The organism is Pelomonas candidula, from assembly GCF_043555985.1.
GTDB lineage: Bacteria > Pseudomonadota > Gammaproteobacteria > Burkholderiales > Burkholderiaceae_C > Pelomonas > Pelomonas candidula.
The window spans coordinates 11,044-33,057 of record NZ_JBIGIC010000004.1; the positions used below are offsets into that span (position 1 = coordinate 11,044).

Annotated in this window: 20 protein-coding genes; all 20 read right to left on the bottom strand. The window is 61.8% G+C overall.

From position 1 onward, the window contains the following. Nucleotides 1–73 precede the first annotated feature (73 nt). Nucleotides 74–1,201 carry a glycosyltransferase family 4 protein gene (locus tag ACG04R_RS08870; RefSeq protein WP_394408345.1) on the bottom strand — a complete coding sequence of 376 codons (1,128 nt, stop codon included), beginning with the start codon at nucleotides 1,199–1,201 and terminating at the stop codon, nucleotides 74–76. After that, nucleotides 1,198–2,481: an O-antigen ligase family protein gene (locus tag ACG04R_RS08875; protein WP_394408348.1), complete on the bottom strand. Its 1,284-nt coding sequence runs from the start codon at nucleotides 2,479–2,481 to the stop codon at nucleotides 1,198–1,200. Before ACG04R_RS08875 ends, ACG04R_RS08870 begins: the two co-directional genes overlap by 4 nt. A gap of 1 nt (nucleotide 2,482) precedes the next feature. Then, on the bottom strand, nucleotides 2,483–3,538 hold the full coding sequence (locus ACG04R_RS08880; protein ID WP_394408350.1) for an acyltransferase family protein: 1,056 nt from the start codon (nucleotides 3,536–3,538) through the stop codon (nucleotides 2,483–2,485). 11 nt (nucleotides 3,539–3,549) lie between these two features. After that, nucleotides 3,550–4,626 (bottom strand): glycosyltransferase family 10 domain-containing protein, encoded by a 1,077-nt coding sequence (locus ACG04R_RS08885; protein ID WP_394408353.1) that lies wholly within the window; start codon nucleotides 4,624–4,626, stop codon nucleotides 3,550–3,552. After that, nucleotides 4,623–5,675, bottom strand: a complete 1,053-nt coding sequence (locus ACG04R_RS08890) for a CgeB family protein (RefSeq protein ID WP_394408356.1) — start codon at nucleotides 5,673–5,675, stop codon at nucleotides 4,623–4,625. The genes ACG04R_RS08885 and ACG04R_RS08890 overlap by 4 nt, the downstream gene beginning before the upstream one ends. Beyond that, a complete protein-coding gene (locus ACG04R_RS08895; RefSeq protein ID WP_394408359.1) occupies nucleotides 5,672–7,105 on the bottom strand; it encodes a lipopolysaccharide biosynthesis protein in 1,434 nt (477 codons plus the stop codon). Before ACG04R_RS08895 ends, ACG04R_RS08890 begins: the two co-directional genes overlap by 4 nt. Before the next feature lie 8 nt (nucleotides 7,106–7,113). Beyond that, a complete protein-coding gene (locus ACG04R_RS08900) occupies nucleotides 7,114–8,055 on the bottom strand; it encodes a glycosyltransferase family A protein (RefSeq protein WP_394408362.1) in 942 nt (313 codons plus the stop codon). 16 nt (nucleotides 8,056–8,071) lie between these two features. Continuing rightward, entirely contained in the window at nucleotides 8,072–8,953 is an 882-nt protein-coding gene (locus tag ACG04R_RS08905) for a transketolase family protein (RefSeq protein ID WP_394408365.1), read from the bottom strand. Further along, nucleotides 8,946–9,764: a transketolase gene (locus ACG04R_RS08910; protein ID WP_394408368.1), complete on the bottom strand. Its 819-nt coding sequence runs from the start codon at nucleotides 9,762–9,764 to the stop codon at nucleotides 8,946–8,948. The genes ACG04R_RS08905 and ACG04R_RS08910 overlap by 8 nt, the downstream gene beginning before the upstream one ends. Before the next feature lies 1 nt (nucleotide 9,765). Beyond that, complete coding sequence (locus tag ACG04R_RS08915; protein WP_394408371.1) at nucleotides 9,766–10,833, bottom strand: NAD-dependent epimerase/dehydratase family protein; 1,068 nt, start codon at nucleotides 10,831–10,833, stop codon at nucleotides 9,766–9,768. Nucleotides 10,834–10,835: 2 nt separating this feature from the next. After that, the gene (gene rfbH / locus ACG04R_RS08920) at nucleotides 10,836–12,188 is read right to left on the bottom strand and encodes a lipopolysaccharide biosynthesis protein RfbH (RefSeq protein ID WP_394408374.1); all 1,353 of its coding nucleotides are present in this window, start codon (nucleotides 12,186–12,188) and stop codon (nucleotides 10,836–10,838) included. Next, a complete protein-coding gene (rfbG, locus tag ACG04R_RS08925) occupies nucleotides 12,185–13,258 on the bottom strand; it encodes a CDP-glucose 4,6-dehydratase (RefSeq protein ID WP_394408377.1) in 1,074 nt (357 codons plus the stop codon). The genes rfbH and rfbG overlap by 4 nt, the downstream gene beginning before the upstream one ends. Then, nucleotides 13,255–14,028 carry a glucose-1-phosphate cytidylyltransferase gene (gene rfbF / locus ACG04R_RS08930; RefSeq protein ID WP_394408380.1) on the bottom strand — a complete coding sequence of 258 codons (774 nt, stop codon included), beginning with the start codon at nucleotides 14,026–14,028 and terminating at the stop codon, nucleotides 13,255–13,257. Before rfbF ends, rfbG begins: the two co-directional genes overlap by 4 nt. Nucleotides 14,029–14,069: 41 nt before the next feature. Beyond that, nucleotides 14,070–15,062: an FAD-binding oxidoreductase gene (locus ACG04R_RS08935; protein WP_394408383.1), complete on the bottom strand. Its 993-nt coding sequence runs from the start codon at nucleotides 15,060–15,062 to the stop codon at nucleotides 14,070–14,072. A gap of 22 nt (nucleotides 15,063–15,084) precedes the next feature. Then, nucleotides 15,085–15,447, bottom strand: a complete 363-nt coding sequence (locus tag ACG04R_RS08940; RefSeq protein WP_394408386.1) for a MarR family EPS-associated transcriptional regulator — start codon at nucleotides 15,445–15,447, stop codon at nucleotides 15,085–15,087. 89 nt (nucleotides 15,448–15,536) lie between these two features. Further along, nucleotides 15,537–16,700: a DegT/DnrJ/EryC1/StrS family aminotransferase gene (locus ACG04R_RS08945; protein ID WP_394408389.1), complete on the bottom strand. Its 1,164-nt coding sequence runs from the start codon at nucleotides 16,698–16,700 to the stop codon at nucleotides 15,537–15,539. Next, entirely contained in the window at nucleotides 16,697–17,623 is a 927-nt protein-coding gene (locus ACG04R_RS08950) for a GDP-L-fucose synthase family protein (RefSeq protein ID WP_394408392.1), read from the bottom strand. The genes ACG04R_RS08945 and ACG04R_RS08950 overlap by 4 nt, the downstream gene beginning before the upstream one ends. Before the next feature lie 14 nt (nucleotides 17,624–17,637). Next, nucleotides 17,638–18,735, bottom strand: a complete 1,098-nt coding sequence (gmd, locus tag ACG04R_RS08955; RefSeq protein WP_394408395.1) for a GDP-mannose 4,6-dehydratase — start codon at nucleotides 18,733–18,735, stop codon at nucleotides 17,638–17,640. A gap of 135 nt (nucleotides 18,736–18,870) precedes the next feature. Continuing rightward, a complete protein-coding gene (locus ACG04R_RS08960) occupies nucleotides 18,871–20,016 on the bottom strand; it encodes a Wzz/FepE/Etk N-terminal domain-containing protein (protein ID WP_394408398.1) in 1,146 nt (381 codons plus the stop codon). 29 nt (nucleotides 20,017–20,045) lie between these two features. Then, the gene (locus tag ACG04R_RS08965) at nucleotides 20,046–21,866 is read right to left on the bottom strand and encodes an SLBB domain-containing protein (protein WP_394408401.1); all 1,821 of its coding nucleotides are present in this window, start codon (nucleotides 21,864–21,866) and stop codon (nucleotides 20,046–20,048) included. Nucleotides 21,867–22,014: the final 148 nt, after the last annotated feature.

A 22,014-nucleotide genomic window follows, 5' to 3' on the forward strand; every position in this document is an offset into this window, starting at 1 on the left:
AGCCCAGCAGAAATCGAAGAGTACCCATTGGAACGATCAGTCGTTGAGGTCGGAAGGGGCTTGGTTTAGGTGGTCAGACCGGGAAGCAAAGATCAATGTGTTCGGCGAGATCGGCCGCAACGATTGCACGATCAAAAGCCCTCGCCAACGCTTGACCGTTTGCTGCGAGCGCCGCCAAAGTCTCGTCGGATGCTTCGAGGGCGCGCGCCAAGACAGCGCCCAGGTCGCACGCCGAAGTGGGGTCGAAATGAAGCGCGCTTACTCCGTCGACCGTTATGTCGGTGAAGGGACGGATCCGGCTGCAGATCAACACGTGGCCTGCGCCCAGGCCTTCGATGGCCGCCAAGCCGAGGCTTTCGCGACTTGAGGGGACGACGTGGAAGTCGAATCGGGTATGTGCGGCGGGCAACTCTGCTGCTGGAACGGCACCGTGATGGGTCACCTGCCCTGCGGCTTCCATGGCAATGCGTTCGCGCAGGCGAGACGCCTCCTTACCGTCGCCCCAGAAGTGCAACTGTGCGCGTCGCCGCAGCGAATCGGGCAGTTGAATGAAAGCGTCGAACAGCACTTCCCATCCCTTGTCGGCGTCGATGCGGCCGATGTAGCCAAAGTTCGCAATCCTTGAGGATTGATCCTGCTGCCAATAGCTTGCGCGGTTCCGTGTGGCCGCGCTCAGGGACTGAAAGTCGATGCCGCTGGAGGGGGATACAACGACGCGGTTGGGATTGATGTCTGGCAGCGTTTGCATCAGTAAGTCGCGGAAATATGGCGAGGGGACCACGATCATGCGCGCTGATCGCAGCAGCAACGATTGACCGGTTTTCATTACGCGCCGATACAGGCTGACCCGTGCGAGCGCTAGGTCGTCACCGTGGATGTTCACCAGCACTTGTAGACCCAGAAATCGGGCGCCGAGCGCTGGCAATAGGCAATGATGCGATGCGTAGTGGATGTAGAGATGACGTAGCCTCGGCTGCAGCAGTAGCAGCGCCAACGCGGAGTAGTGCTTGGCATACGCGCGCAGGCGCGCCAGCCCTGAGCTGCGTCCGCGGATCAGGATCTCTGCCTCGATGTTGAAGCCCTGGGATATCAGATCCTCGCGGCTGCGCTGGACGAATGCTCCATAGGAAACGTCGTCCGCCGATGGGTACATGTTGGAGACGAAAGTCCACACACAGCGACGCACGGGAGAGGCCGTCATGACAATAGCGCCGACACAGTTGGCCCGGAGGCGGACTTTGGCGCGGCGTTTTCAATACCATGCGCTGCGCCTGCATTCCCGGGGAATGTGCGCGCTGAACTCAGGGCCAGCAGCGCGACGAATGGTGCCAGCGTGGCCGAGTACATCACGTGGCCCGCGAACATGCTGAGCAGCAGGAACATGGCGAGGATGTAAGCAGTGAACGAACCCTCACGACGACCTTCGCTCCACCGGACAGTTACCCCGCGCAGCATCCAGCCGAACCAGATGCCATAGACAAGAAGTCCCAGCAATCCTGCGTTATAGGTCAGGTCAAGAAGGTCGTTTTCAAAGGACGCAGCCAGCTCGCCAATGGACTGCCCCTCACCGAACAGTAGATGCCAAGGTGTGTCGGTACCATAGAGCCAGTCAACATAGCGGTCGATGCGGTCAGCACGACCGCTAGTGATGAAGGTTATGAAGTCTGGACTTCTCTCCCACATGAATTCCCAGCGGTCTATCGACGTTTGCAGTACCGGAATCCACCACGGCGAGGTGGCGAGCACGCTGACGGTCAGCAGCGCCGTGAACTTGATCTTTGTGGCCCGCGACAGGTAGGCTTGGATCACGAACAGCAGGATCAGCAAGAAGCCTAGCAGCGAGGTCTTGCTCAGCGACACCAGCGACGCGATGAAAAACACTGCCACGGTTGCGAGCAGCAGGGACTGCCGGCGCTGGAATTTGGCCCTGCCGGCAAAGATCACCAGCGCAAACACCGCGACCAGCGTTGCGGACACTTCATTGCCGGCATAGAAGAAGCCCTTGCTGCCTAAGAGTTCACCGTCCTCGGTTTCTCCATAGTTGCCGAAGCCGATGCCGAACAAGCCCAACGACAAGTTGATCAGTAGTACCGCGGCATTGAGGCCGAGGATGCAATGAAGTCGACGTCCGTCCAGCGCACCCTGCTCGAATTGGATTTGTAGCACCGTGTACAACAGCACCGGCGTCAACAGCTTCAGCAGGAACTGCAGGTCCGCAATGGCATGCGGCCCATCCATGCCTTGCGCCATCATGTGCGCGCCGATCCAGACGAAACACAGGAAGAGCAGCACTATGCCAGGCAAGCGACTGACGCTCGCATGGCGCAGGATGATGGCGATGAACAGGCCGACCGCGAACAGGCGGACCAGCGCGCTGACAGTCTGGTCGCCGGGAAGGAAGATGTTGTGGTTCTGGAGGAATCCGCTGAGCGTGTCCACCAGCAGCCAGGTGAGTTCGACGATGTAGGCGAGTCGAAGCATGTCAGCCGGCCTTCATCAGGCGATGCCGATAGCGATCCACCGGTTTGTCGATGGAGTGCGTGAGCAGCACGGCTATCCCGATCGCCGCCACGATCATCGCAACGTTCCGGCTCGCGCCTGGTGCCATGATCAATGCGAAGAGCTGGAACACGAAGACGTGGCAGAGATACAGTGGGTAGGAGTACTCGCCGATCGCACGGTCCCAGCGGGCGCTCCGCGTAAGCCGGAACAGCCATGGGATCGCTGCCGTGAGCAGGAGGGTCGCGGCCGCCGCGGGACTGAGCAGCTTGGCATTCACATGGCCGAAGCCGTTGGCCGCCAGACTGGCAACCGCTGCCGCGACCGCGCCCAGATAGAGCAGCCCTCCCGCCGACAGCAGTGACGCGCCTGGTGCGCAGACCCAGCGGAAGGCCAGCATGCCCAGCAGGAAGAATGACAGCTCGGACGGAAAGAAACGCGTCGCCCAGGGGTCCTGGCCGAGGTCGGCCCCGAAAGCGAGCGCCAGACGCAGGAGGATGCTCGCTCCCATGAGGACCGCGAGCCGACGCGTGGACCAGCGCGCCAGGAACGGGACGACGAGGTAGAACATCAGTTCCAACGACAGCGACCAGGCTGGGGGAATGATGTTCAGCGACGTAAGGGCCGTGCCCGGCGCGGCCTCCAACGGGCGGAAAGCAAGCATCCCTTGCGCGTCGAGTCCGAAGAAGAGCAGCACGTCCTGGCAAAGGATCAAGGCCTGCGACAGGATCCAGCCCAGGAACAGCCAGGGATGAGCGGTGGGGAGATCAAGCTCGAGCGCGAATCGCCACCCGTGCGAGGGCAGCCAGATGCCCAGTAGCACGGACAGGGCCAGCAAGACCCAATAGGTCGGGAACAGGCGCAGCAGCCGCTGCTTGTAGAACGTGCGCACCTCGCCATAGGCGCGCCTCTCCGCCAGCACCATGGCCATGTAGAAGCCCGAAATGGCAAAGAAGACGGTGACGCACAGGTCGCCGGACAAGCCCTTCGGCAGGCCGGCATGCGTCCAGGCGACGCTCAGTGCGAGCAGGAAGCGCAAGAGGCCCATGTTCAGTCCCGGCGACCCGCAGCCGGCAGGCCGTCGATCGATGTCGCGACGATGTTGACCAGGCTGTCGTGATACAGCGTCTTGCCGGCAGTGCGAAGGAAATCGCGCCCAGCCTCCCGGCGCCGCTGCCACTCGGCATCCGTCATTGCCGACACGCTGGCCCACATCGCCGCGTAGTCGTTGCTGCCGAAGTCGCGCATGTCGATGTAGGCCTGCGGGGGGATCAGCGTCGAGATGTCCGGCGCACCGAGGTACACCGGCACCGTACCGGCGTACAGGCAGTCGAAGATCTTCTCGGTCACGTAACCCAGCATCGGCATGTTCTCGAAGCAAAGGCTGAAACGGTACTGGCTCAGGGTGTCCATCTTCGACGCGCAACTGCCGCGGTACGTCGAGCGTATCGCGCGGCGGTGAAGCCAGTAGGCCGGCGACGCGGCCTGCCTCGTCCACCAGCGCTCCCAGCCGCGACCGTACAGGTCAACGGCCCCGAGCGGCTCCAGTGCTCCAACCGCCTCGATGCGGCTGCTGTAGAACTCCGGCTTGCGCCGACGCGGATTGTGCAGGCCGGCGATCACCACGAGCTTGCTCTGCCGGTCCGTGCGTGACCAGTGAGGTTCGGACGCGTCCGCATAGGGCTGTGGCCAATGCAGCTTGGCCAGCCGCGGCCGCGGGACCCCGGCGATCTCGTAACCGTCGCCCAGTGTGTTGTGCAGGAAGACCTGTTCGAATGTGTTGGCGAGTTCTGGCAGTGCGCGGTACATCCATGGCGCAACGAGCGGTGGTTCCAGCAGGATGAACCCGCGAAGCCGCACGTCGGCGCGGCCGGCCAGCGATCGGTGGCCGTTTAGCAGGCCCAGCGACCAATAGTGGTTGGTGCGCGCCTTCACGCTGCCATCGCGCAGGCGGTCAGCCGTGTGGACCGGAATGCCGTGCGCTTGCAGGTGCTCCCGCAGCCGCGCGAAGGGCAGCAGCGTGCCGTCACGATTCAGCGTGGGATTGCTGGTGTCGAACAACCGGTCTTCGAGGAAATGGTCGCTCGACGGATCGATGAAGACCGCGTGATTGGGCGTCGCGCTCACGGAGCGGATTCCAATGCGTTGTCGACAGCAGAAGGCCTGTCGGACGTCGCGTGCGACAACGTACCCAGCCCCATCTGCGCGAACACACCGTCGAAGCGGCGCGCGAATGTGTGCTCGGTCAGCGTGCGCGCGAGACCGGCCGCGGCGATGCGCTCGCGCAGGTCATTGTCGGCCAAGTAATAGCGCACCTTGTCGATCATCTCGTCCGGTTCCGCGTAAACGGCCACTTCTTCGCCGATGCGATAGGCTCGCTCGAGTCCCTCTACGTAGTAGGACAGCTGAAAGGCGCCGCAGGCATTGATCTCGAAGTGGCGCGCCTTGATCTGCTCGGCGGTCTTGTGGCTGCGCAACTGGCGCAGACCGTTGACTGGGTGGGTCGCCAGCATGCGCAGGTCCCAGCAGCGCGAGTTGGTGAGATTCAGATTGATTCGAGTCTCGTTGAACATGCGCACCATGGCGTCGTGTTCGATGATGCCCCCTGGCCAGCCGAACCCAGCGACAGCCACCTGGATTCCAGCCTTGCGCAGGCGGCCGATCAGCCATTCGCGTGCCGGATTCCAGCCGCCGATGAAGGACGCGTCATGGCGCTTGGGCTGGTTCAGAGGCTTGTACAGCCGAGGGTTGGCACCGAACGGGAAATGGATAACGTGCGGCAGACCGGCCTTGACATACTTGTTGTGACACTCGTAGTCCGACGAGGTGAAAAAGTCGAAATGTGGTGCCCAGGTGCGCACGAACTCCCGCCGCCAGTTGTCGTCATGAAAGAAGCACAGAGTGCGTGTGTGACGACGGACCGCATCCACCGCAGCAGGATCCAACTGGTCGGTGTACAGGGCGAAGATGGCCACGTCGAAGCCGCCGCTCGCAGCAGCCTCCACCAACCGTTCGTTCATGCGCGTCTTGCCATCAGCCTTCAGGCCCTGCATGTAGTCGAACAGTTCGACCTCATGGTCGGCGCGCAGGCTGTCGTAGAAATTGAAGTACTCGTAGGAGCGGCCCCGAGCGGGGTCGCCATAGTCGTACTCCATGCAAACGAGGAGGATCTTCATGGATGTTGGGCTCGGTTCATGAACGAGGGTTTCAGCAGTCGCCACGCCAGTAGGCTCCATACTGCGCCTATCCCCAGGCAGGCCAGCAGCGGCACACTGCGCTGGCTCAGGTCTAGCCAGGTCTGGCTGGCATAGGCCAGGGCTGCACAGGCCGCCATGGTCGCGGTGGCAGGCAGCAACCTCGGGAAATCGATCGTCATGTGGGCATCTCCCGCATAGGTGACGCCGTAGAGAAAGGCCACGATAGACAGCCCCCCCAGGAACACTGCCAACGGTGCGGCTGCCATGCCTATGGTGTGCGCAAGTGCGTAGAACGCGGCGTAGGTGGCCAGAGCTCCCAGGATATTGGGCACGATCAACGCGCGGGTCGCCATGTGGCGATGCGCGTTCAGGCCGATCATGCCGACCATCATCCGTGCCCATTCGGCCAGCGCACCCAGCACTACAAAGTCGGACACGCCGTGGAAGGCCGGCCCCAGCATCACGCGCGGCAGACTGGGCGCGGCGGCGATCAGCGCTGTGACGGCAAGCAGCGACGCGGGGATCAGTACCGACGCGTAGGTGGCCCATGCCCGGTCGCGCCGCAGCGGATCCTCTGCATTGACGTCGCGATAGAACTGAGGCTGGAACCAAGTGGTGAGGATAGTCTCCGCGGCGGACATGAGTGAAGCCGCCAGCCCATAGCCAGCGGCATACAGTCCGAGCTGGGCGAGGCCGAATCTCTCCGCCAGAAGGAAGCGGTAGCCCTGCATGTGGGCCCATTGAAGCAGCACCGCGATCGCAATTGGCCCGCAGAACTTGGCCATCTGTCGCAACTTGTCTGCGGTCAGCGGTGACGGTTCGTGCGTTTTCGCAGTACGTGCGCCGAAGAACACGCGGTAGCTGACCAACGAGAAGAGCACCTGCGCCAGCAAGATGCCGGTGAGCCAGTGCTCTGCGCTTTGGCCGGTGAAGTGGATCAGCAAGACGGAGGCGACCAGGCCGGTAACGAGAGTCCCGAGCGTCAAGGCGATAAAGGCGCGCGGCCGTCCGACCATGTTGAGCGACGGCACCAGCGTTTGCACCATGGTGCTGAAGAATATTGATCCGCAGATCAGGATTGCAGCCCATGTCAGCGAGGCCCCGCCGATGTCCACTCCTAGCCGGGCGGCCACCCACAGCGCGCCGCTTGCGAAGAGGCAGACGCCTGCGAGATATACCAGGTAAAGGTGGAAACGCACCCGCGCGACGCCCTGCTGCACCCATGCGTGCAGTCGGCGGTTGAAGAACATGCCGACCGGATTGACCAGGAACAGGGCGAACAGCGCAGTCGCAGTCGTGATGAGCGCCACGCGCCCCATGTCCGCAGGAGACAGCAACTGCGTCATGATGCGCACACTCGCGAACATCAGCGCAAACTGGACCAGGCGTCCGATCAAAGTGATCAGCATGGCGATGTTCAGTTCGCGCGTGTTAGCTGCTGGCGCACCAGTCTCCTCAGCTTGGCGGCGGAGCGCTGCCAAAGCGTCGGGCGGGTTAGGGCATAGGCCACGGAGCGCGTTAGCAGGAAGCGCTGGACTACGCGCCGGCGCCAAGGCTGTGCCTGCCTCGCCTCGCCACTGCATCGCCACCAATTCATCCAGTAACGATAGCGATACTGTTCGATCAAGGGTGAGCAGCGCTCGACCCGTGTCGTCGCATAGACGTACCGCAGGAGCCTCAACCGCTGCCCGACGGCTTCAGTGGCGCTGTCGTTGTGGTCGTGAATTCGATAGCGCATCAGCGGCTCGGCGAGCCAGAGCATCGGGCCGCGACGCAGTACCTTCAGAAGAAAGGAGACGTCTGAATACTTGCCGCCATGGCTCGGATCAAGGTACAGATCCTGAATCGCAGTTCGGCGGTACATATAGCCGGGAAAAGGGGCAGGGCCCTCGGGAGAGAGCGAGAAGTACTCGCGCAACAAGTCCTCAGGCGCGCGCAGCCTCAGGTCTCCGCGTTCGCTAGGGGCGAAACGCTCCTGCGTAGGCAGGTTCCCGCGCAGGATAGTGGCGTTGCAGCAAACGGCAGCTAGGGATGGATCGGCTTCTAGACGACTTCGTAGCGTCTGGACATAGTTGTTCAGCAAAACGTCGTCGTCATGGAACATGACCACGAACTCGACGTCAGCCTCGTCGATTACCGTACGGAAATGATCGAAGGGCCCGAGCGCGGGGACGCGGCGAACACAGTAGACATGAGGGAATTCCTCCGCCAACATGCGCGCGACATCTTCCCGTTCGGAGTTGTCCGAGACGATAACCTCAATGTCATCGCCCACTTGCGCAAGCGCAGAGCGCAACGTCTCCCGCAGATAGGCAGGGCGATCGCGCGAGAGGATGAAGAGCTGCAGACGGCTAGCCATTCTGTAACGCCCCGGCTCAGGGGACGATGCCGCCAATGCGATTGAGTGTTGCCTGCGAGCCCACCGTACCGCATACGACATGATTCAGCGCAATAGGGCGAATTCGGCAGCTGATACCAGTGTTCATTGCCTGTGACTCCAGTAGCCAGGACCCGAAGCCGCCGTCCTCGAGATGATCCTCCACTGTGACGATGTCGTCGTAGTCGGCGAGTAACGCTGCCTGAGAAGCCTTGCTCGCCATTGACCACAGGGGCATGGAGTACACGGAGCGGGCGGCGTGCTCCTCGGTTTGGACCCAGTCCATAGCGATCTGCAAACCCGCGCCGGTGCTGAGCAGCACAGACCTCCCTGTGCCATCACGCAGTTTTAGCCAGCGTCCCGGCGCCACGTCGGGTGGTGCAGCATGAAAGTTGGGTTCGCCAGCCTTGCCGAGTCGCAGGTACGACGGGCCGGGATGTTCGACCAAGTAGCGCATGCAAGCTCTGACCTCCATCGGATCACCTGGTGCCGCGATCAACATCCCGGGCAGCGTGCGCATCAATGCATAGTCCTGCACCGCGTGGTGCGAGTAGCCCAGCGCCCCGTAGGCCAAGCCGCCTCCGACCGACACCACGGTGACCGGCAAACGGTGATATGCGACATCGTTGCGAATTTGCTCCGCGCAGCGGAATGTCGGGAAATTGGCGATCGAGTAAGTGAAGACGTGGTATCCCTCGGATGCCATTCCCGCCGCTAGGCCGGTCATGTTCTGTTCAGCAACGCCGGCGTTAATGAAGCGATCTGGGAACTCGTCGGCGAAGGGTTCAATGACGGAGTAGCCGAGGTCGCCGACGATCAGTGCGATCTGAGGGTGTTGGCGAGCTAGGCTGACCAACTCCTGGATGAAGGCGTTACGCATGGTTCAGTTCTTCCAATGCCTGAGCGAGTTGATCGTGCGACGGTGATTTGTAGTGCCAGTCGACGCTGTTCTCCATGAAGCTCACGCCCTTGCCTTTGGTCGTGTGAGCGATGAGGAATGAAGGCTTGCCCCTTTCCCAAGGGGCGCCGCCCAGCAGGGCCGTCAAGCCGGTATGGTCGTGGCCTTCAACTTCGCGAACAGACCAGCCGAAAGCACGGGCCTTGTCTGCCAGTGGCTCGATGCGTAGCGTCTTGTCGACGGTCGTGAGGCTCTGCAGCTTGTTGTAGTCGACGATGGCGACAAGGTTGTCGAGCTGATGGTGGGCGGCGAACATCATGGCCTCCCAGTTAGAACCCTCTCCCAGTTCCCCGTCGCTGAGCAGTACAAAGGTCCGCCACGTCTGCTTGGAGCGGCTGGCCGCCAGGGCCTTGCCGGTCCCAAATGGGAGGCCGTGGCCCAGAGAGCCAGTAGAGAACTCTACGCCGGCCACCTTGTGGCTGACGTGGTTCATCAGCACCGAATGATCCTGGCCATACTTCAGCAGGTCATCGGTCGGGAAAAAGCCGGTTTCCGCGAGCGCCGCGTAGACCGCGACGCAGGCGTGGCCCTTGCTCAAGATGAAACGATCTCGTTGCGCCGCAGTCGGCTGTTTCGGATCGAGGTGCAAGACCTGGCCGTAGAGGACTGCGACGATGTCGCAGATGGACAGGGCCGACCCGATGTGCGAGGCCTTGGCCCGATGCACCATGTGGAGCGCCTGGATGCGCATGCGACGGGCCAAATCTTGGCTGTCGATGTGAAGGCTGTTCATGTCAGTTCCGGGAAGAGGTGCCGGCCCAACGGGCCGTGCGGAGGATGGCGTCGTCCAGGCCGACCGTAGGGCTCAAGCCTAGTTCGGCGGCGATGCGGTCTACCGAGGGCACGTAGGCCTGCGGCGCGGCGCCAAGCGGCGGCGTCTGGGCGATGCGCACTTCGCCAGTCCCGCCGAGTACGCGGTTGACGCGATGGGCGAGGTCGCCGATCGAGAGGGCCTCAGCACCACCGACGTTGTAGGCGCGGCCGCTCGGTGCGTCGAAAAGCATGACCCACAGCCAGTGCGCAAGATCTGCTGCGTACAGGTAGCTGCGCAGTGGCGTGCCGTCGCCTTGTATGCGGATGTCTTCGCCGCACAACGCGGCACCGATGAAATTGCCGATCGCGAAATGCTTGTCGAGCGGCAGGTGAGGGCCGACGAACGCGAAGCAGCGGGCGATGGCCACTTCGAGGCCGGGCCGCGCCGCTGCAGCCATCGTGCAGAGCAGTTCGCTGACGCGTTTGCCCTCGCCATAGGCGGAGGTGGGTGCCAATGGATCGGGCGCTCCGCTCCAATCCTCGGGAATGGCGCCGAGCTCGGGTGGTGTCCGGCCGTAGACGGCGCCCGAGCTCAGCGACAGCACGCGGCGCGGTGCGGTGCCGCCCGACGCCATCGCGTCGAGCACGCAGCGCGTGCCAGCGGTGCAGGTGTCCAGGATCTCCTGCGGCGGGCTGGTAGCCACGACATCCGTCGCGGCATGGATGGCGAACGCGCAATCACCAGCGGCTGCAGGCGAGAGTTCCCGCACATCGCCGGCGAGCCATTCAATCTCGTTGGCCCCGTGCAGTCCGGGGAACTCCCGAAGGAAGGACTCCGGCCGGCGACTCAGCACCACGACGCGGGCAGACAGGCCCAGCCGTTGGTTGGCGTGCAGGAAACTTGCCAGCAGCCACTTGCCGATGAAGCCGGTGCCGCCGGTCAACAGCAGGCGCTGGCCGCGCAGGCGCTCCCAACGAGCACCGACCGCATCGACGATGCGATCCAGGTCTTCAGCTGGCAGCCGCAGCAGGGAAGGGGCGCTGTACATGTTCAGAAGTTGACGCCGAAGAACTCTTCCAGCTTGTCCGCGATGTAGTCCAGCTGCGCCTGACCCAGAGCCGGGAAAGTGCCGAGCCAGAAGGTCTGGTTCATCACGATGTCGGTGTTGGTCAGCTCGCCGCTGACGCGGTAGTTGCGGCCGGCCATGTAGGGCTGCTTGGTCAGGTTGCCGGCGAACAGCAGGCGGGTGCCGATCTTGTTGTCTTCGAGGAAGTTGATCAGGTCGGCGCGCTTCACGCCGGCGCTGTCTTTCACGATGAGCGGGAAGCCGAACCACGACGGTTCGCTGTTGGGTGTGGCTTCGGGTAGGTGCAGGAAGTCGGCCACGCTGACCAACTTCGCCTTCAGGTAGGCGAAGTTGGCGCGGCGCTTGGCGATGAACTCCTCGACGCGGTCCATCTGCGCCAGCGCGCAAGCGGCTTGCATGTCGGAGATCTTCAGGTTGTAGCCGAGGTGGCTGTAGGTGTACTTGTGGTCGTAGCCGTCAGGCAGGTCGCCGCCGAGCTCCTTCTTGGTCCAGCAGAAGCGTTTGTCGCATGTGTTGTCCTTGCCGGGCGGGCAGTAGCAGTCGCGACCCCAGTCGCGGAAGGACTCGGCAATCAACTTGAGTTCGGCGTTATTGGTGAAGACCGCGCCGCCTTCCCCCATGGTGATGTGATGGGCTGGGTAGAAGCTCAGCGTGGCGATGTCGCCAAAGGTGCCAACCAATTGGCCGTTGTAGGTCGCGCCAAGTGCGTCGCAGCAGTCCTCGACCAGCCAGAGGTTGTACTTCTTGCACAGCGCCGTCACCACGTCCAGATTGAACGGGTTGCCCAGGCTGTGGGCCAGCATGATGGCCTTGGTCTTGGGCGTGATCGCTGCTTCGATCTTGCTGGCGTCGATGTTGTGCGTGGCGAGGTCAACGTCGACGAAAACCGGCACTGCGCCGAATTGGATGATCGGGTTGACCGTGGTGGGAAAGCCGGCGGCAACGCCAATGACTTCGTCGCCCTGCTTGATGGCGCGTTCGCCCAGCTTGGGACTGGTCAGCGTGGAGAACGCCACCAGGTTGGCCGACGAGCCGGAGTTCACCGTGATCAGGTACTTAACGCCAAGGAACTGCGCCAGGCGCTGCTCGAACATCGCGTTGAAGCGGCCCGTGGTCAGCCAGCCGTCCAGCGACGCGTCCACCATCATCTTCAGCTCGCCGGCGCCGATGACCTTGCCCGACACCGGCACGGCGGTTTGGCCAGGTACGAAAGGCTTGGGAGCGTAGGCGATGTCGGCGTATTGCTGGACCAGTTCGCTGATCTGGCTGCGCAGTTTGTCAAGCTGCGGCTGGAAGTTGACGGTGGTGGTGCTCATACGTCGGATTGATATTGAGAGATTTGGTTCAGGCAAAGGGCGCGCATGTCCTGACCGGCCAGCCAGGCTTGGTGCCATTCGGTGATGCGGGTCAGAGCGGTCTCGAGCGACCAGCGCGGGGCCCATTGCAGGCGCTGGCGCGCCTTGGAGATGTCCAGCTTCAGGAAGCTGGCTTCATGAGGGTGGTCGCCTGGCTGCAGGGTCCAGCTCGCGCCATCGCCCCAGGTGTCGCACAGGTGCTCGACGATCCATTGCACCGGGCGCGCGTCTTCGTCGCGCGGGCCGAAGTTCCAGCCTTCGGCGTCCGCCTGGCCTTGCGTATATAGGCGCTCGGCCAGCAGCAGATAGCCAGACAGCGGTTCCAGCACGTGCTGCCAAGGACGGATGGCGTGAGGGTTGCGGATGAGTACCGGCTCCCGCTTCTGCAGGGCACGTAGGATGTCAGGGATCAGTCGGTCCTGCGCCCAGTCGCCTCCGCCGATGACATTGCCGGCGCGCGCCGTGGCCATCGCGATACCGGCCTCCTTCAGGAAAGACTTGCGATAGGCCGAACTGACCAGTTCAGCGCATCCCTTGCTGTTGGAATACGGGTCGTGCCCACCCATCGGCTCGTCTTCACGATAGCCCCAGACCCATTCGCGGTTCTCGTAGCACTTGTCTGTCGTGATGTTGACGATGGCCTTGACCGAGCCGGCATGGCGGGCGGCCTCAAGCACATGTGCCGTGCCCATCACGTTGGTCGCGTAGGTCTCGACTGGTTGGTGGTAAGACAGGCGTACGAGCGGCTGTGCCGCCATGTGGATGACGATCTCTGGTTTGAATTCGCCCATCTGCTCCTTCACCGCAGCGAAGTCGCGGATGTCGACGATGCGGTGGTCCATGCCGACGGCAACGCGGGCCACATCGAATAGCGCGGGCTCGGTAGGCGGCGTCAGCGACAGGCCGTGCAGCCGTGCGCCCATGGATTGCAGCCACAGGCTCAGCCAGCTGCCCTTGAAGCCGGTGTGGCCGGTCAACAGGACGCGCTTGCCGTGCCAGAAGGTCGGATCGATTTGAGCGATGCGCGTCATTTCCAGGTCTTCCAGGGGGCCTTGCCTGAGGCCCACAGCTCTTCGAGGTAGGTCTTGTCGCGCAACGTGTCCATCGGCTGCCAGAAACCGTGATGTTCGTAAGCCATCAATTGACCGTCGGCAGCGAGACGCTGCAATGGCTGTTGCTCCCATACGGTGGTGTCGTCTTCTAGATAGTCCAGAACCCGCGGCGACAGCACGAAAAAGCCTCCGTTGATCATGGCGCCGTCACCCTTCGGCTTTTCCATGAACTGCTTGATCTGATGACCCTGGATGTCTAGCGCCCCGAAGCGGCCAGGCGGGAAGGTGGCGGTCAGCGTCGCGGCCTTGCCGTGCTGCCGGTGGAAGGCGATGGACGCGCCGATATCGATGTCGCTGACCCCGTCGCCGTAGGTGAAGCAGAAGGCCTCTTCATCGCGGACGTAATCGGCTACCCGGCTCAGGCGGCCGCCTGTCATAGACTCGTCGCCGGTGTCTACCAGCGTGACGTTCCACGGGTCGGCACGCTTGTGGTGCACTTCCATGCGGTTGTTGCGCATGTCGAAGGTGACGTCGGACATGTGCAGGAAGTAGTTGGCGAAGTACTCTTTGATGACATAGCCCTTGTAGCCGCAGCAGATCACAAAGTCGTTCACGCCGTGGTGCGAGTACATCTTCAGGATGTGCCACAGGATGGGCTTGCCGCCGATCTCGACCATCGGCTTGGGCCGGGTGGAAGTCTCTTCGCTGAGCCGGGTGCCCAGTCCGCCGGCCAGAATCACTGCTTTCATTGAATGGTCCTATCGGATTGGTGAGTCGGAAAATTCGACTTTCAGGTCACGGCCGAACACACGAAGGCGTCGGAATGGAATTGCCGGTCGGGCAGGCCGGCTGCATGAAGTTGGGCTTGAGCGCCTTGGATCATGGCGTCCGAGCCACAGGCGTAGACGAGGGTGTCGGCGAGGTAGGTGTGCTCGCGCAACATCACATCCTGGACGTGGCCGTGCCGGCCCGTCCAGTCGCTGCCCGCGCGGGACAGCACTGGAATGAATTTCAGGTCGGGCATGTCGGGCGGTTGCCAGTAGAGGTCTTCGCGATGCCGCCCACCCCAATAGACGCTAAGGCTGCGCGGCTGGGCCTCGGCCGGTAGGCTCGATAGGCTTTCGAGGATGGCCTTGACCGGCGCGATGCCGGTGCCGGTGGCCAGCAGCACGAGGTCCTTGCCAGCCTGCCCGCGCAGGAAGAAGGTGCCGAGCGGACCGCGCAGACGCAGCAGGTCGTTCACTTTGGCCTGCTGGAACCAATAACGGCTCATCGCGCCATCCGGCACCTCGCGGATGTGCAGTTCGATCTGCTTGTCGGCGCGCGGAGCGTTGGCGACGGAATAGCTGCGACGCAAGCCTTCGGCGCCAATGACGTCAACGTACTGGCCTGGTAGGAATTCGAGTGCGAATGTCGGTGGCAGGCGAAGCATGACGCGTACGACGTCGGGTGCTAGGCGGTCGATGGACTGGATGCGGCAGGGCAGGGTCTTAGCCTCGGGCAGGATAACGTCGCCAAGATCGTCGATCTCAAGCTCAACGGAACCACAAGCCTGACGAACGCAGGTCAGAATGAATCCTTGCGCTTTGTCCTGTGCACTCAGACCCAGTTCGTCGTGCAATGCAGCGGTTTCACCCGACCGCACCCGCCCCTTGCATGAACTGCAGCGCCCCGTTCGGCAACTGTAGTCAAACGCAATACCTTGTCGGAGCGCGGCATCGAGCAACGCTTCGCCAGGCCGTGCCTCGTACGACTTGCCGCTGCTGATGTTGACGGTATGCATCCCTACTTCCCGGTGTTCTCTGTCAAGCCTCAAGAGAGCCCGTTCTTTTCGCTTCCGCTACTTCGTTGCGAAGCGCACCGATCTGGCGTTGAAGCTCTTCGAACTCCTTTTCCTTAATCGCGAGGAACTTGCGTGCCATGCGCAACTTGGCCGCCGCGCCGCTAGGGGTCAGCAGGTAGGCATAGGACAACTTGTTGTCAGCGCGGCGGAAGTTGTTGACCTTGACCCATCCGCGATCAACGAGCGCACGCATGCAGAAATTTACTTTCCCGACACTCACACCAAGCCGCTTGGCAAGGTCACGTTGACTGCTGTCGGTCTTTCTTTCTAGCTGCTGTAGCAGTGCGTAGTCGAGTTCGTTCTCCGTCGGCGCTGGGTCGCTCAATGAACACCACCCGTTCAATCGATGAACGAGTGGAAGTCTAGCATGGCCAGTCGGCGCCCTCACACGAGTGTGGAGCGCCAGTCTCTGGATCAGATGGTCTTCAGCACCTTCAGGGCGTCGACGATCGGATAGTGATGGTTCCCGATGAAAAGGCCGAAATTGTCGATGTGATCTGCGTTGCGCAGCGCGCCGTGAATGGACGCATCGAAGTACTTCATGACTTCGTTCTTTGCAAAGTTGCCGGCAACGATGGGGCGAGATTCAAAGCCGAGTTCATTCAGACGCGTGAGCAGATGTTGGCGCGTCATCGTCGACTGAGGTCGGATAACCAGACTGAAACCAAACCAACTGCTTTTGCCAATCTCGCGTTGGATCATTAACTCTGGGTGCGTGCCCATCACGTCCTGCAGCACGGCTGCGTTCTTTCGACGCTCGGACACGATGGTAGGTAGCTTTTTCACCTGTTCAATGCCCAGGGCGCCGGACATCTCCAGCGGGCGAAAGTTGTAGCCCGGTAGGACAAAGCGGAAGGACTCCTTGAAGGGGTCATCACTCTTCTCGCCTACTACATGGTTGAACTTGGGAAGATTGCGGGTCCAACCATGTGCGCGCAGCGACAGCATGATGTGAAACAGCTCTTCATCGTCGGTGACGACCAAGCCGCCTTCCATCGTCGAAATATGGTGTGAGAAGAATGAGCTATAGCTCCCCATGACGCCGAATGTGCCTGCCTGCTTACCTTCGAACTCGGCGCCCATGGACTCGCAGTTGTCCTCAATGATGCGGATGTCACGACCAGCAGTCACGCGCTGGATGGCGGTGAAGTCATTGGGATTGCCGAGCAGATTGACCACCATGATAAGGCGGGTCTTGTCGGTAACTGCTGCGGCCAGTTCGTCCAGATCGTAGTTCAGCGTTTCAAGGTCGATATCAACGAACCGCAGTTTCAGACCGTATTGATGCAGTGGATAGTATGTGGTGCTCCACGACACCGCAGGGACGATGACTTCGTCGCCAGGCTGCAGGCGGTTTTCCTTGGTGAAGAACAGCGCGCCGACCATCAGCAGGTTTGCCGAAGAGCCCGAATTGACCATCACTGCATGACGGCTGCCGACGAAGGAAGCGAAGTCCTTCTCGAACTGCTGCACCTCACGGCCCATTGTGAACATGCCGGAGGCAATGACACGCTGAATGGCTGCGTATTCAGCGTCGTCCCACGTAGCAGTGGCGAGTGGGTACTTAATTGTGTTCACTTGGAAATTTCCTGAATGTAGTATTGGTAGGTTAAACGCAAGCCTTCCACGATCGATGTTTTGGCTTGCCAACCCCAGGCTGAAGCGCGCGACACATCGACCATCTTCTGCCTCATTCCGACTGGCTTAGTGAGGTCGTGCACGAACTCGCCCTGATAGCCGATTACGTCGGCCGCGGCACGGTAGTACTCGTTTACGGTCAGATCGTGACCGAGGCCCACGTTCATCATCGACGGGAGATTGTCGAATCTATCTACCGCCTGCCAGATGCAGTCGGCGAGATCGCCCGAATACATAAACTCTCGACGGGCAGTTCCGTCGCCCCAGATGTCCACTTGCGGGGCGTCGGACAGTTTGGCCTGGTGAAGCTTGTGGATGATGGCCGGAACCATGTGGGAGTGGCGCGGATCGAACTTGTCGTGACGGCCGAACAGGTTGCAGGGCAGCAGCGTTTTGTACTGGTACTCCGGCGATTCCTTTGAGATGTAGTCGCACAGCCGCGCAGTCGCGATCTTGGCGAGTGCGTACCCTTCGTTAGTAGGCTCCAGCGCGCCGGTAAGTACGGCATCTTCAGGGATCGGGTTGTGCGTTTCCCGCGGATACATGCACGAGCTGCCTAGGTTGATGAGGCGCTTGACGCCGGCGTTGCGTGCCGCGCCAACGATGTTGCGCCCCATGTCTAGGTTGTCCAGCAAAAAAACTACCGGTTCACGGATGTTCGCCTGAATGCCGCCGACGCGGCCGGCCGCATGGATGACGATGTCGGGCTGCAGCTTCAGCAGGTACGAGTCAACCGCTGATTGGTTGCGCAAGTCAAGTTCGCGGCTATCCGGCGCTATCAGCTCGTAGTCAGCCGCAGCTGCGTGTTCCGCAACATTGCGACCGACCATGCCGGTGCCCCCAGTCAGAAGTACTCGCTTCATCTGTCCGGCGCCGCTTACTCGTTGTAGTTGAAAGTCGCGAAGCCGTGGCCCTTGACCAACTCGTCGCGCTGGGCTGACCTCAGGTCCTCGCGGATCATCTCGGACACCAACTCGGCGAAGGTGGTGCGAGGAGTCCAGCCGAGCTTCTCGCGTGCCTTGGTTGGATCGCCCAGCAGGGTCTCAACTTCGGTCGGGCGGAAGTAGCGGGGGTCGACCGCCACGATCGGTGTGGCGCGAGCGTTCGGCGCATCCACCCAGAAGCCCTTTTCCTCCTCGCCCAGGCCTTCCCAGCGGATTTCCATGCTCAGTTCCTTGGCGGCAAGACTGACGAAGTCGCGTACGCTGAACTGCACGCCAGTGGCAATGACGAAGTCTTCCGCAACGTTTTGCTGCAGCATCAGCCACTGCATTTCGACGTAGTCGCGTGCGTGGCCCCAGTCGCGTTTGGCGTCCATGTTGCCGAGGTACAGGCATTCCTGCAGGCCCAACTTGATGCGTGCCAGCGCACGCGTGATCTTGCGCGTCACGAAAGTTTCGCCGCGCAGCGGGCTTTCGTGGTTGAAGAGAATGCCGTTGCACGCGTAGATCCCGTAGGCCTCGCGATAGTTCACGGTGATCCAGTAGGCGTACAGCTTCGCGACCGCATAGGGGCTGCGCGGGTAGAACGGAGTAGTTTCCTTTTGCGGAGTCTCCTGTACCAGGCCGTACAACTCGGACGTCGAGGCTTGGTAGAAGCGCGTCGTCTTCTCGAGCCCCAGGATGCGGATCGCCTCCAAGATGCGCAGGGCGCCCAGCGCGTCCGAATTGGCGGTGTATTCCGGCTCCTCGAAGCTCACGGCAACATGAGACTGGGCGGCTAGGTTGTAGATCTCGTCCGGCTTGACCTTCTGAATGATGTGGATGAGGCTGGACGAATCCGTCATGTCGCCGTGATGCAACACGAAGCGTCCATCGGAGTTGTGCGGATCCTGGAACAGGTGATCGATGCGGTCGGTGTTGAACAGCGAGGTGCGGCGTTTGATGCCGTGCACCTCATATCCTTTGCTCAACAGCAACTCCGACAGGTAAGCGCCATCCTGGCCGGTAACGCCGGTGATCAATGCCTTCTTCATAGTGGTCCTCAAATGAACTGCGCGTAGTGCCTTCCGGGCCAACATGGCGGAAAGGCGATCATGTTTGTGATTGTCGCGGGCGCGAACTCGCCCTTATCAAATCCGCGAAATCACTTTTGTTTTCTGGTTTTGCGTTCAGTCGCCCTTCCAAGCCAGTCTGATGCGGTCTAGCTTGCTCCTATTGGCGGGATCCTGGCGGATTGTCGTCAGCAAGTGCACGACCATGAGTCCGGTGAGTATCAACATGCCAGTGACGAACCAGGTCAATAGTGCTGCCATGGCTCGCTTAGGTCGACTCTTGTACTCTGGCTTCGTCGCAACATCTATGACCTGCAGTAGGCCACCGTCGCGGGCCTCGTCCAGCCGAGCCATTTCATACTGCTTGGAGAACAGCTCGAACAAACTCTCTTGATATTTGTATTCGCGATAGCGACTCACATAGTCAGACAAACCGACGGTGTTGTCAGCGCTCTCGATGCGGCGCAGCTCGGCGCGTAGCGCGGCAATCGTGGCGTTTTGACGTTGGATCTCGGATGCGCTGTCGACAAGCGTGCGGCGCATCGCTTGCAGTGAGACTTCGGCGGCGGTCGTTTCGGCCCTTAGTCGGGCGTACTCTTCGGCGGCCGTCTTGGGTTCGGCTTTGATGGCACTGGGATTGAAGCCGCTGCCCTGTAAGGCCAGTTGCGCTTGGGTCAGGCGATCCCTGGTCCGCTTCAGCTCCGCTTCGAAGAAGACGCGCCGCTGCTGTGCCTCGGTTAACGCCAACTCGTTGGTCAGGCGGCGCAGCTCGACGATGTATTGGTTGGCGATGTCGGCGGCTCGTTGTGGATCCTTGTCGTCCACCTCGATAGCGATCATCGTGTCTTTCTTGCCCAGCGCAAAGCGGACGTTCGCCTCGAGTGACCGGCGTGCCTGGAATCGGAACTCTGACTTGAAAACGTCCATCAGTTTGAACTTGTCGACAATGCGGTCCTGCACGTTGACACTCTGCATGAGGCCGATGTACTGGTCGCCAGGAGACTTCATGCCGGAAAGGCCGCCCGCCAAGCCGCTGAGCGCACCTAGACTGGCCAGCGCCGACATCGATGACGACTGTTGCTGTTGAGGCGGTAGGAAGCTGACTTTGGCCGTGTAGATGGGGTCCATCAAGTAGGTGGCTCCCAGCGCCAGCGAGCCGGCGGCGAGCGGGGCCAGTATCAGAAGACGCCGATAGCGTGCGAGCACGGCCGCAAAATCGAGAAGGCCGCTGTTCTCCGCGGTGGAGTGGCTGGATGCGTTCATGTCGCAAGTCGATGGGACGGTTGCCGGCATCAGTTCTTGATCGTCTTCAACGCCGCGGCGCCAAGGCCGAACTGATAAAGGATCTGCGTCCAGTCCTTGGCTTCCTGCATGAAGGTGGTCTTGTTTAGTTCTTCAGGCACAAACACCGTGTCGCCGGGTAGTGCTGGCGTACTCGAGAGGCCGCTGCTGCCGAACCAACCGCTGTTGGACTGCCGGGCGCTGATGACGCTGCCGTTGGCCCGAAGCACGAACATGCTGGCCGCGTCGGCGCCTCGGGTCGGGCCACCAGCCAGCTTGACGATGTCTTCGATCGAGCTGCCCGATCTGAGTAGATAGCTACCGCCGTTGAAGACGCTGCCGAACACGCCGACGGTGTTGGGGCGGGACGGAATGTAGAGTCGGTCCCCGTCTTCAACCGCGAGCGGGGGTACGTCGCGTGAGGTGTCGGTCAAGTCCAGCACGACACGCCCCGACGGACGAACTGCCCGTAGGCGCTCGATGAGTCGCGTCGTCCCAGCTTGCTTCTGCAATGTCGCGGCCGCGTCTTCAGCATTGCTTACTCGCTGTGTCGAGGTACTTCGGGTGAAGTCTGTTTCAAGATCCCGAAGGGCCCGGTCGTACTGCACTTCCTGCACCTTGCGCACGCTTTCGCGCGACAGATCGGTGCCGAACAGGTAGGCCTGCGCAGTCAAACCACCAGCGGCTTGCACAGCATCCGCCAGCGTGCTGGTGGGTGGCAGCACATAGTCGCCCGGCCGCCCCACCTCACCTTCGACGCGAACGCGTTTGTATTGCTTGGCCTGCGGCAGCACTGCCGAGACGCTGTTGAAGGCGCGTACCACGTCGCCGTTGTTCAGCCGCTGTCCGGCGTCTTGCGGCAGCGCCAGTTCCACCACGCGGCGATCGTTGCGCTCACTCAGCCGCTCGATGGCCACTCGACGCGTGTCGGCAACCGTCGACAGGCCGCCGGCATAGCCGATAGCGTCGTTCACGCTTTCACTGCCCTTCAGCTCGACGATAGCCTGCCGGTTGACACTGCCGATCAGCGCGACTTGTGAACCGACGGGGCCGACATAGAGCACGTCGTCCGCCTGCAAGGGCAGGTCGCCCTTCTTGTCGCCTCGGACCAGTAGGTCGTACAGGTCGAAGCGACCCACCACCTGGCCGCTACGGCGCAGCTCGATGTTGCGGAAGCTGCCAGCTGCGGCGGGGCCACCGGCCTGCACCAGGCCGGTCATCACCGTTGCCAGGCTGCTGACACTGTAGGCACCGGGGCGGGCGACAAAGCCTGTCACGTAGTAGCGGATGCTGCGAAGGCGGCCAAGCGTGGCGCTGAGCTGGAAGTTCTTGAACACCTGGCCGACGCGGCGGGTCAGCAGTTCGTTCAGGTCGGCGTGCCGCACGCCGGCCACCACAACTGGACCAACGCGCGGGATGACGATGCGACCAGCTCGGTCGACCGATAGACGTAGGTCGGCGTCCACCGATCCCCAGATCGTCAGTTGAATTTCATCACCCAGACCAACGACATAGTCAGGAGGAACTTGTCGATTGGCCTCGACCGACGCGGCACTGCGGCTGGGCAACATCAGATCGCTGCCCAGGCGCGCCACCGGCATCCCGGCAAGTTCTGAGGCGTACGCTTCAAACTCACTGGGCGCTGTCGCCTTGCCAACGAAGGGGCGATCTTCGGTCGGGCCAAATCGCGAATCTTCTGACGACGTCGTGCGCGTTGGCGACGGGCCAAGCCGGATGGGACCTGAGTTGCCAGCACTCAGACCTTGGTTTTCCGCATCCGTGGAGTCAGGGGCCGCTGACGCGGACACATTGCCGGCCAGAAGGCTGGCCACCAGGAGGGCTGTAACAGTTTGGCAGCGCAAGAGATTTACCAGTCGGTTGAACGGCGGGGTGAAGTGCCTCGTGATCCAAGGTACTCAGTAGAGCGGAGGCGGATTCTAGAGGTGGCGCGGTTGAGGTCTCGCCACACTCGCGTCGGTA

Excerpts from the sequence above, each read along its gene's own strand:
- ACG04R_RS08900 (WP_394408362.1), bottom strand. The coding sequence starts at position 8,055 with ATGGCTAGCCGTCTGCAGCTCTTCATCCTCTCGCGCGATCGCCCTGCC.
- ACG04R_RS08870 (WP_394408345.1), bottom strand. The coding sequence starts at position 1,201 with ATGACGGCCTCTCCCGTGCGTCGCTGTGTGTGGACTTTCGTCTCCAAC.
- ACG04R_RS08915 (WP_394408371.1), bottom strand. The coding sequence starts at position 10,833 with ATGTACAGCGCCCCTTCCCTGCTGCGGCTGCCAGCTGAAGACCTGGAT.
- gmd (WP_394408395.1), bottom strand. The coding sequence starts at position 18,735 with ATGAAGAAGGCATTGATCACCGGCGTTACCGGCCAGGATGGCGCTTAC.
- rfbH (WP_394408374.1), bottom strand. The coding sequence starts at position 12,188 with ATGAGCACCACCACCGTCAACTTCCAGCCGCAGCTTGACAAACTGCGC.
- rfbF (WP_394408380.1), bottom strand. The coding sequence starts at position 14,028 with ATGAAAGCAGTGATTCTGGCCGGCGGACTGGGCACCCGGCTCAGCGAA.
- ACG04R_RS08890 (WP_394408356.1), bottom strand. The coding sequence starts at position 5,675 with ATGAAGATCCTCCTCGTTTGCATGGAGTACGACTATGGCGACCCCGCT.
- ACG04R_RS08895 (WP_394408359.1), bottom strand. The coding sequence starts at position 7,105 with ATGCTGATCACTTTGATCGGACGCCTGGTCCAGTTTGCGCTGATGTTC.
- ACG04R_RS08875 (WP_394408348.1), bottom strand. The coding sequence starts at position 2,481 with ATGCTTCGACTCGCCTACATCGTCGAACTCACCTGGCTGCTGGTGGAC.
- ACG04R_RS08935 (WP_394408383.1), bottom strand. The coding sequence starts at position 15,062 with ATGCATACCGTCAACATCAGCAGCGGCAAGTCGTACGAGGCACGGCCT.
- ACG04R_RS08960 (WP_394408398.1), bottom strand. The coding sequence starts at position 20,016 with ATGAACGCATCCAGCCACTCCACCGCGGAGAACAGCGGCCTTCTCGAT.
- ACG04R_RS08950 (WP_394408392.1), bottom strand. The coding sequence starts at position 17,623 with ATGAAGCGAGTACTTCTGACTGGGGGCACCGGCATGGTCGGTCGCAAT.
- ACG04R_RS08910 (WP_394408368.1), bottom strand. The coding sequence starts at position 9,764 with ATGAACAGCCTTCACATCGACAGCCAAGATTTGGCCCGTCGCATGCGC.
- ACG04R_RS08905 (WP_394408365.1), bottom strand. The coding sequence starts at position 8,953 with ATGCGTAACGCCTTCATCCAGGAGTTGGTCAGCCTAGCTCGCCAACAC.
- rfbG (WP_394408377.1), bottom strand. The coding sequence starts at position 13,258 with ATGACGCGCATCGCTCAAATCGATCCGACCTTCTGGCACGGCAAGCGC.